Origin of the sequence: Chryseobacterium contaminans (assembly GCF_001684955.1) — a bacterium.
GTDB lineage: Bacteria > Bacteroidota > Bacteroidia > Flavobacteriales > Weeksellaceae > Chryseobacterium > Chryseobacterium contaminans.
In genome coordinates, this window is record NZ_MAYF01000299.1 from 18697 (window position 1) to 29379 (window position 10683).

Sequence of the window (10683 nt, forward strand, 5' to 3'; positions counted from 1 at the left end):
TATAAATATTATCTTTAAGTAAACCACAAAATTTAATTATAATGGAAAAGCCAAGTTACTTAAAAGATTCAGACGATGCCAGGTTATTTAATGAACTGAGAAAGAAAGTGAACCAACGGGTAGAAGCTATTTCTGAAAACAGGGATATTTATATTCAGATCAAAGCGGTGATTCTCCCATTGATCTATATAGGTCTATACTTCTTCGCAGTCTTTAATGCAGAAAAACATTGGGTGTATATCCTGAGTTTTATTTTAATGGGAATTTCTTTGGTTTTAATTTATTTAAATCTCATTCATGAAGCCGCTCATAACAACATCTTTAAAAGTAAAAGACTGAATGGAGCGGTATTGCACATTTTTGATTTCATAGGAGCCAATTCCTATATCTGGAAGAAAAGACATATCGCAAGCCATCATGCCTATCCGAATGTGGATGGCTGGGATACCGATATTGAGCAGAGTGGTTTATTATTAATAGTGCCTTGGATTAAGGCAAAAGGAATACAGAAGTATCAGCACAGGTTTTTCTTTTTAGTATATCCGTTGTATTTGTTCAATTGGATGTTCATAAGAGATTTTAGAGACTTCTTTGACAAGGAAAGAGTGATTTTGAAAACTCAGGGAAGAATACCCGTTGTTGAAAAAGTGAAAATGGTGACTTATAAGTTGTTTTACTTTTTTTATCAGATCGTGGTTCCTGTTGTGTTCTTTAAAGTATCAATCGGGTTGGCTTTAGGAGCTTGGTTTTTACAGGTGATTGCAGCAAGCATTTTTGCCCTGTTTGTTTTATTGCCTTTACATCCGCTTCCTGATAATGCCTTTCCAAGATTGAACAAAGATAATGGACTTCCATTTAGCTGGCTTCGTCATCAGTTGGAAGTAACCAATGATTTAAAAGAAAATAACTGGTTGGTAAGAAATGTACTGGGGAATTTTAATTTCCATGTGGCTCATCACCTTTTTCCCAATTACAGTTATATGTATTACAATGAGATCACGGAAGAGATAGAAGAATTTGCTAAAGAACATGGCTTGGCATACAAAAGATTTCCACTGTTCACCGCTTTAGGCAAGCACAGGGATTTATTAAGGCAGAATGCTAATAATGCCTACTATATTTTAGAAGAATAAAATGAAATATTTAAGATTATCAGGCCTTGAGCCTCTTATCATAACGCCGGAAAGTAATTTCATCAACGTTGGTGAAAGAACCAATGTTGCCGGTTCCAAAAAATTTTTAAGACTAATTAAAGAGGAGAAATTCTCAGAAGCATTAGATATTGCCCGCCATCAGGTAGAAGGAGGTGCCCAGATTCTGGATGTTAACTTTGATGATGGTTTGATAGATGGAAAAGCATCAATGATTAAATTTCTGAACTTAATTGCTTCAGAACCGGATATTGCAAGAATCCCGATTATGATAGACTCTTCCAAATGGGAAATTCTGGAAGCAGGTCTTCAGGTGGCACAAGGGAAATGTGTGGTAAACTCCATCAGCTTAAAAGAAGGAGAAGAAGAATTTATCAAACACGCCAAAGCCATTAAAAGATATGGGGCTGCAGTGATTGTAATGGCATTTGATGAGGTAGGCCAGGCAGACAATCTTGAACGAAGAATTGAAATTTCAAAACGGTCTTATGACATTTTGGTGAATCAGATCGGATTCCCGGCAGAAGATATCATTTTCGACTTAAATATCTTCCCGGTAGCTACAGGAATGGATGAACACAGAAGAAATGCCATCGATTTTATTGAAGCTACACGTTGGGTAAGACAAAATCTTCCTTACGCATCCGTAAGTGGTGGAGTAAGCAATGTTTCCTTCTCATTCCGTGGAAATGATACCGTAAGAGAAGCCATGCATTCCGTATTCCTTTACCATGCCATTCAGGCGGGAATGAATATCGGTATTGTAAACCCTGCAATGCTGGAAGTTTATGATGAGATCAATAAAGAATTGCTGGAGCTTGTAGAAGATGTAATCCTTGACAGAAGAGAAGATGCTACAGAAAGACTTCTGGATTATTCCGAAAAACATAAATCAGTCAAAAAAGAAAAGACTGAAGACCTGGAATGGAGAAATAATCCTTTGCAGGAAAGAATTACCTATGCGTTAGTAAAAGGAATAGATCGTTTTATTGAAGAAGATGTAGAAGAAGCCAGACTATTGGCAGAAAGACCGCTTCATGTTATTGAAGTCAATCTGATGACAGGTATGGGAGTAGTAGGAGACTTATTTGGAAGTGGAAAAATGTTCCTTCCACAGGTAGTAAAGTCAGCAAGGGTAATGAAAAAAGCGGTAGCCTATCTACAACCTTTCATTGAAGCAGAAAAAGACGGTTCAAAGCCAGCCAACGGGAAAATTCTGATGGCCACCGTAAAAGGAGATGTTCATGACATCGGAAAGAATATTGTAAGCGTAGTGCTGGGTTGTAACAACTACGAAATCGTAGACCTTGGGGTGATGGTTCCTGCTGAAAAAATTATCCAGACTGCCATTGAAGAAAAAGTAGACGTGATTGGATTAAGCGGACTGATTACTCCAAGTTTGGATGAAATGGTGTACATCGCATCAGAATTAGAAAGACAGAATCTAGATTTTCCTCTGTTGATCGGTGGTGCTACAACTTCAAAAGCACATACCGCAGTGAAGATCGATTTAAAATATAAAAATGCCGTTGTTCACGTTAATGATGCCTCAAGAGCCGTAAACGTAGTAAGTTCATTACTGGGGGACAGGAATAAAGAATATGTTTCTGAACTGAAGAACGATTATTCAGATTTCAGAGAAAAGTTCCTGAACAGACAAGTAGATAAAGATTATGTCTCTATTGAAGAAGCCAGAGAAAATAAGTTTAAAATAGATTGGGAAAACGAAGAAATCTTCACTCCGAACAACTTGGGGATCACTGTAATCGAAAATCAGGACCTTAGAGAGCTATTACCTTTCATAGACTGGTCTCCATTCTTCAGAAGCTGGGATCTTCATGGGAAATACCCGAATATCTTGGAAGATGAGGTGGTAGGAGCACAGGCAAAAGAACTGTTCAAAGATGCACAGGTTATTCTCAATAGAATTCTGGATGAAAAGTTATTAACAGCAAAAGCCATTTTCGGAATTTTCAAAGCGAATTCCAATGAAACCGATGATATTCTGATTTTTGATGAAAATAACAATGAGCAGGCTAAATTTTTAACCCTAAGACAGCAGGCTCAAAGATCAAAAGGAAAAGATTATCTGGCATTAAGTGACTTCATTGCTCCACAAAGTTCCGGGAAAACAGATTACATAGGAGCATTTTGTGTAACCACAGGTTTCGGAACGGATGAATTGGCGGAAGAATATGAAAAAGCCAACGATGATTACAATGCCATCATGGTAAAAGCCCTTGCAGACCGTTTTGCAGAAGCTTACGCAGAATTTTTACATAAAAAAGTAAGAACAGAATATTGGGGATATGCCGTTCAGGAAGAATTAAGTAACGAAGAACTGATCGCAGAAAAATATAAAGGAATTCGTCCCGCACCGGGATATCCGGCTTGCCCTGACCACCTGGAAAAGAAAACCATTTGGGATCTTTTAAAAGTAGAGGAAAATACAGGTGTTTTCCTTACCGAAAGTTTAGCCATGTTCCCTACTGCATCCGTTTCAGGATATTATTTCGGAAGCCCACATGCCAAGTATTTCGGATTAGGAAAAATTACAGAAGACCAGCTTAAGGATTATGCTGACAGAAGAAGTTGTAGCATCCAGGAAGCGCAAAAATGGTTGTCACCAAATTTAGCAGATTAAAATTATGCATAAGGATATTCTTATATGGGTTTGTTTACTTTTTTTTACGAGAAGCTATACCCAGAAATATAATGATAAAGATTTTATAGGATATATAAATTATAAACAGATTCCTTTAGTGAATGTAAATTTTAATCCATTATTGTTTGATTATGTTTTGAATAGAGAACCGGAGTGGTATTCAAAAAATAAAATAAAAAAAATTACTTATTTGTTAGATGGACAGTTCAACCAATCCGTTCAGTATTTGGAAGATGGAAATGTTGTAGAAAGTAATTATAGTGGTGGTTCAAAATATATAACCTCTAAGAATAAGAATGAAATAATCACGACGCAGTATAATAATAACAAAGAAATTTTTATTATCTCGAACAAAATAGCCACTGATGGAAAATTGATAAGAATCAAAAATCAATATGCTACAAGTAAAAATGATTCCACAGTCACTAAATTTTATTATGAAAACAATAGGATTATAAAAAAAGAACAATATTTCAATAATAAAATTCAAAGAAAAAGTGAATTTAAATACGGGAAAAATGTATTAACAAGCATGATTAATACAGATTATGTGACGCAGGTTCAACCCGGACAAACTCATGAATCAGAAAATGTTGTGTACAAGTATGATGACAATGAAAATTGTATTTCAATAGAAAGGACTCATTATTTTGGTATTTTAAAGAATAAACATTCTTTCACTTACAACAATCAGCATAAACTGATTAAAGAAAACTATGTTTTAGATGTAGGAACGGGTTCGCAAACGAGCGAAGGTGAGATAGAATATGTTTACGATGATAAAAACAGAATCAATAAAATTTTTGAAAAGAATAAACAGAAAGCAAGTACAGCCGATATTCTTTACGGAGAGAACAATAAAGTAATATTGATTACTATCAATTGTAGCTCATGTTATTCTACCTATTTCCCGATAAACTTTTATCCAGGTAAAATGACAAATGTTTATAGTTTTAAATATGATGGGAAAGGGAATATGATAGAAATGAATAATACTGTAAACGGAGAACTCAGGAATAAAACACAATTCATAATTGAGTATTACTAAATCAAAGTAAGAATTACAAAATGAAGATAACAGAACATATTAAAAACGCAAATGGAAAAACTTTATTCTCCTTAGAAGTTGTTCCGCCACAAAAAGGAATTGGTATTGAAGACTTGTACACGAATATAGATCCGTTGATGGAATTCAAACCACCATTTATCGACGTTACCACTTCAAGAGAGGAATATATCTATATCGATAAAGGAAATGGACTGATGGAACGCCGCATCACAAGAATGCGTCCCGGAACCCTCGGAATTTGTGCAGCAATTCAGCATAAATATAATGTAGATACAGTTCCGCACTTATTATGTGGTGGCTTTACCAAAGAAGAAACAGAATATCTTCTGGTAGATTGTATGTATCTTGGTATTGATAATGTAATGGCATTAAGAGGAGATGCGATGAAAGGACATCAGTATTTTGAACCAACTCAAGGCGGCCATGCAAGTGCAATGGATCTTGTGAATCAGATTAATGACCTGGGAAGAGGAAAATACCTTCACAACGAAGAACAGGTTTGTGATGAACTCAATAAATTCTGCATCGGAGTTGCCGGATATCCCGAAAAGCATATGGAAGCTCCTTCTATGAATTATGACCTGAAATGGTTAAAACAAAAAGTAGATGCCGGAGCAGATTACATCGTTACTCAAATGTTCTTTGACAATAAAAAGTATATTGAATTCGTTCAGAAAGCAAGGGAAATGGGAATTACCGTTCCAATCATTCCGGGAATTAAGCCAATTGCTACCAAGAAACACCTGAAAATCTTACCTCAGGTTTTCAAAATAGATCTTCCGGAAGAGCTTATCAATGAAGTAGAAAACGCAAAAAATAATGAAGCTGTTAAACAGATCGGAATAGAATGGGCCATCGCCCAATGCAAAGAACTGCTGGACTTCGGAGTTCCGGTTCTACACTTTTACTCAATGGGAAAAAGTGATAATATCAAAAAAGTAGCTGGTGAGCTATTCTAATAAAAGTACCAAAAATGAAGGAACCCTGTCTTAAAAAGCAGGGTTTTTATTTTTCCAGAATCCATACAAAACATAAAATACACAGACAAAAAAGCCGTAGGCTACCCATCCGCTTAGAAAAAATCAACAAAGTTGATTCCACCTTCGCTCCCTCAAAAATATACCATCAAGTTAATAAATCTTTGCGTTACAAAAACAGAATACACTCAACCATTAAGAAAAATGAAGATTTTAAGATAAGTTAAGACTCATCCAAGATGAATTTAAGGTACAGCTTAATAAAAACAGCTTCAGCTGTTCCCTTAACTTCTCTTATCCTTTTAAAAACCTTAATGGTTTAAATATTTTCACAATTTGACTTTAGAATAACAATAGAATTTTTATGTCAAATGATCTCCAATTCAAAGAAATAAACTTAACCTTTAGTTAATCAAAAACATCAATAACTCCCAGCTTCCAGCATCCATCTTCCAAACTAAAGAATGGCATGCCTCTCAAACTCTTTATTCTGATCAAATAAATATCGGTAAGTAGCAAGCTTCCTCGTCACAGTAGTATCAAGCGTTTCCGCAATCTTAATCATTTTCGGATTAAAATCACCAATCCACTGAAGTTCAGTAATTGTAAAATCAGTATGCTTTCTCAAATGTTGGGTACCTTCCCAGATCATATAGCCATCAATTCCTTTCCTTTGCCATTCAGGAACCACACCGAATACCAGACCTACCATTTTTTCATTCTTCTTGAATCTTTTTAAGAATAAAAACTTAAGCTTTTCCCATATTCCAAACTTTCCGTTGAGGTATTTAAACCACTGGTTGAGGTCCGGAAGATTGATCCACATGGCAATAGGTTGATCATTTTCATATACAAACCAAGAAATATGTTCATTGATAATGGGTTTCATCGTATTGAACATTTTCAGAACCTTGGCTTCTTCCAGTTGCTTTCCTTCACCATGAGCAGCCCATGCCTTATTATAAATCTCAGTAAAGTCCTTGGCGAACTTTGGAAGGTTATTCTTTTTCATTGGCTGAGCAGAGATAGCCGGATTTCTTCTGTTTTTCTCGTGAGCAATCGTAAAAACGCGCGAAACTTCTGCAAACACAGGCCTTGTAAAACAAAGTTGTTCAAAATAAATCTGAAATCCGTAATTTTCAAAAAGATCTTTATAGTAAGGGAAATTATAATTCATTCCATACAAAGGTTCTATGAACCCCTCAATTAAAAGCCCCCAGAACTTATCCCTCTCTCCGAAATTAATAGGTCCATCCATAGCTTCCATTCCTCTTTCCTGGAGCCAGTTTTTACAATGGTCAAAAATGAAATTGGCCGTTTCCTGATCATTAATACAGTCGAAAAAACCAAAACCACCGGTAGGCTGCTTTTGTTCATAACAATTATTGATGAAAACAGCTACTTTTCCAACAGTCTTATTGTCTTTTTTAAACAGAAATCTTTTACATTCCCCATTCTTAAAGAATTTGTTTTTTTCAGGATCAAAAATCTCCTCAATATGTTGATCTAAAGGACGGATATAATTTTTGTCGTGTTGATAAAGTTGTGCGGGAAATTCAAGAAATTCCCTTTTGTGGTTTTTGTTTTGTACTTCTTCGACAATAATCATATAGTTTTTAATCAGAGTAGGTTATAAAAGATAATGTTTTTCATTCTATTTTAAAATAAATGAAACAATATTATCCGTATTTTTGCTGCAAAATAATAAAAATGGTTGATTTTACTGATAACGACGATGATATTTTCACTGGAAAAGAACATACGCCTATAAGGGAAGATGCTTTTGATAAATCGCCACAGGAAAAAATAGAAAAAATTACTGAGCTTTTTGGAGAGATTATGGAAACATTAGGTCTTGATATGACTGATGATTCCCTGAAAGACTCACCAAAGCGTGTTGCCAAAATGTATGTGAACGAAATTTTCGGAGGACTTCTTCCGGAAAACAAACCGGGGATCTCTACATTTTCCAATAAATACAAATACCGTCAGATGCTGGTGGAAAAAGATATCACCGTATATTCTTTTTGTGAGCACCACTTCTTGCCGATTATAGGAAGAGCACACGTTGCTTATATTTCCAATGGAGAAGTAATTGGTCTTTCCAAAATTAACAGAATTGTGGATTACTATGCCAAAAGACCACAGGTTCAGGAAAGACTGACCATGCAGATTGTAGAAGCTCTGAAAGAAGCATTGGGAACAAAAAATGTAGCATGTATCATTGATGCAAAGCATCTTTGCGTAAATTGCAGAGGAATTAAAGATACTGCAAGCTCTACCATTACTGCAGAATTAAGCGGAATCTTCAGAACCAATCCTATCACAAGACAGGAATTCTTACATTATGTAGGAAGCCATGCAAAACTAGATTAATCAATGAACTACCAGATCCTTAAAAATATTGTAGATGCAGAACTTCAGAGATTCCAGATAATTTCTGAAGACGAATGGAATTATAAGAATACACCGGAAAAATGGTCAAAAAAAGAAATAATTGGCCATCTTTGTGACAGTGCTTTTACAAATATCCGTAGATTTGTAGTTACTCAATATAAAGAGAACGAGAATATCGTATACGATCAGAATGCTTGGGTAAAGGCCCAGAACTATCAGAATGTTCCAGTTTCCGAATTAATTAATCTTTGGAAAGCACTGAACTACCAGATTGTTCATGTTGTAGAAAATATTCCAGATGAAGCATTGCAAAGGACCTGTGATACTACCAAAACAGAACCTCAAAGGTTTACCCTGGAGTTTATCATTAAGGATTATGTAGATCATTTGCAGCATCATTTAAAAGCGATTTAATAATGATAAAATTTAAAAAAGTTTCACATACAATTTTTATCACAACAATTATCTGTTGTGACAGATTTTTATTTTAACTAATTTTTGAATCTTAAAACTATTGAATCTTTTAATAAAAAATAAATGCAACTAAAAATATACAACTCGCTTACAGCGGAAAAAGAAATATTCAAACCCATCTTGGAAGGAAACGTTGGAATGTACGTCTGCGGACCTACAGTGTACAGCAATGTGCATTTGGGGAACGTAAGAACTTTCCTTTCTTTCGATTTTATCTACCGTACCCTAATGCATTTAGGCTATAAAGTAAGATATGTAAGAAATATTACAGATGCAGGTCACCTTACTGATGATGGAGATGTAAATAACGACAGATTTGTTAAACAAACCAGATTAGAGAAGCTGGAACCTATGGAAATTGTACAGAAGTATACGGTTGATTTCCACAAAGTTCTTGATATGTTTAATCTGCTTCCTCCTAATATTGAACCTACTGCTACAGGTCACATTGTAGAACAGATTGAGCTTACCCAGAAATTAATAGATACAGGTTTCGCTTACGAAAGTAACGGTTCCGTATATTTTGATGTTTTAGAATACAATAAAAGAGGGCTAAACTACGGTGAACTTTCAAAACGTAATATAGAAGAGCTTTTTGCCAATACCCGTGATTTGGACGGACAAGGGGAGAAGAAGAACCCACAGGATTTTGCCCTTTGGAAAAAAGCATCTCCGGCTCACATTATGAGATGGAACTCTCCTTGGGGAGAAGGTTTTCCGGGGTGGCACCTTGAATGTACTGCAATGAGTACTAAATATTTAGGTGAGACTTTTGACATCCACGGAGGAGGAATGGATCTAAAATTCCCTCACCACGAATGTGAAATCGCTCAGGGTAAAGCTTGCAATGGAGCTGCACCGGTACATTACTGGATGCACGCCAACATGTTGACGATGAACTCCCAGCGTATGAGTAAGTCTACGGGGAACTATATTCTTCCGATGCAGCTGGTAACAGGAGATAATGACTTCTTTGAAAAAGCATTCCACCCGTCAATTGTTCGTTTCTGCTTCCTGCAGGCACATTACAGAAGTGTTTTAGATATTTCCAATGATGCGATGATGGCAAGTGAAAAAGGATTTATCAGATTGATGGAAGCTGTAAAAGTATTGAATTCCATTACTCCTGATGATAGTAAACAATCTGCATTCAGCATTACAGAATGGAAGAACAAATGTTATGATGCCTTAACAGATGATTTCAACTCTCCAATCCTGATCGCTCATTTATTTGAAGCCGTAAAATACATTTTCGCTTTAAATGATGGTAAAGAAACAATATCAACAGCAGATCTTGAAGATTTAAAGTCAGCAATGAATGCCTTTATCTTTGATGTTTTAGGATTACAGACCGTAGAGGAGAATAATAACGAAAAATTGGATCAAACCTTAAAAGTGTTAATCGAATTGAGAAACCAGGCGAGAAAATCCAAAAACTTCGAACTTTCAGACCAGATCAGAGATAAACTGCTTGCTGAAGGCATCGAATTAAAAGACGGAAGAGACGGAACATCTTACGTTCTAAATTAAAAATATAAACTTCGGTTTTACAATCATTCCGTAAGAGCCTATCATTTAGGATTCTTACGGATTTTTTTTATTCACTCTTTACAAACCATCCCAACATGCTCCAACTTTTAGATGTATTAGGAGCTATTTCCCGCTATCCACTCATACTCCTCGCGCCTTTACACTCCCACGCTTCGACCCTCAAACTCTCCAACCCATGCTGCGGGGTAACCGTTTCTATCGGGGCTAGGGTAGGGAACATATATTATAAATGATGAGTAATAGATAATAGATAATAGATAATAGATAATAGATAATAGATAATAGATAATAGATAATAGATAATAGATAATAGATAATAGATAATAGATAATAGATAATAGATAATAGATAATAGATAATAGATAATAGATAATAGATAATAGATAATAGATAATAGAT

General features: G+C 35.4%; 8 protein-coding genes. 7 read left to right on the top strand and 1 reads right to left on the bottom strand.

Going from position 1 to position 10683, the window contains the following annotated elements:
* Positions 1 to 41 precede the first annotated feature (41 nt).
* The 4 genes from BBH99_RS14005 to metF are packed head-to-tail and all read left to right on the top strand — an operon-like array spanning position 42 to position 5844.
* Positions 42 to 1133, top strand: a complete 1092-nt coding sequence (locus BBH99_RS14005) for a fatty acid desaturase family protein (protein ID WP_066696854.1) — start codon at positions 42 to 44, stop codon at positions 1131 to 1133.
* 1 nt (position 1134) lies between these two features.
* Complete coding sequence (gene metH / locus BBH99_RS14010) at positions 1135 to 3795, top strand: methionine synthase (protein WP_066696856.1); 2661 nt, start codon at positions 1135 to 1137, stop codon at positions 3793 to 3795.
* A 4-nt stretch (positions 3796 to 3799) separates the two neighbouring features.
* Positions 3800 to 4864 (top strand): hypothetical protein, encoded by a 1065-nt coding sequence (locus BBH99_RS14015; RefSeq protein WP_066696859.1) that lies wholly within the window; start codon positions 3800 to 3802, stop codon positions 4862 to 4864.
* A 20-nt stretch (positions 4865 to 4884) separates the two neighbouring features.
* Positions 4885 to 5844, top strand: a complete 960-nt coding sequence (gene metF, locus BBH99_RS14020) for a methylenetetrahydrofolate reductase [NAD(P)H] (protein WP_066696862.1) — start codon at positions 4885 to 4887, stop codon at positions 5842 to 5844.
* 475 nt (positions 5845 to 6319) lie between these two features.
* On the opposite strand, the gene BBH99_RS14025 is transcribed toward metF, so the two are convergent.
* On the bottom strand, positions 6320 to 7471 hold the full coding sequence (locus BBH99_RS14025; RefSeq protein ID WP_066696869.1) for a hypothetical protein: 1152 nt from the start codon (positions 7469 to 7471) through the stop codon (positions 6320 to 6322).
* Positions 7472 to 7572: 101 nt separating this feature from the next.
* On the opposite strand from BBH99_RS14025, the gene folE reads away from it, so the two are divergent.
* The 3 genes from folE to cysS all read left to right on the top strand — a co-directional run bounded on the left by folE (position 7573) and on the right by cysS (position 10263).
* Positions 7573 to 8238, top strand: a complete 666-nt coding sequence (folE, locus tag BBH99_RS14030) for a GTP cyclohydrolase I FolE (RefSeq protein ID WP_045490962.1) — start codon at positions 7573 to 7575, stop codon at positions 8236 to 8238.
* A gap of 3 nt (positions 8239 to 8241) precedes the next feature.
* On the top strand, positions 8242 to 8673 hold the full coding sequence (locus BBH99_RS14035) for a DinB family protein (protein ID WP_066696875.1): 432 nt from the start codon (positions 8242 to 8244) through the stop codon (positions 8671 to 8673).
* Positions 8674 to 8796: 123 nt separating this feature from the next.
* Positions 8797 to 10263, top strand: coding sequence for a cysteine--tRNA ligase (gene cysS / locus BBH99_RS14040; RefSeq protein WP_066696877.1), 1467 nt, complete (start codon positions 8797 to 8799; stop codon positions 10261 to 10263).
* The last annotated feature ends 420 nt before the right edge of the window (positions 10264 to 10683 follow it).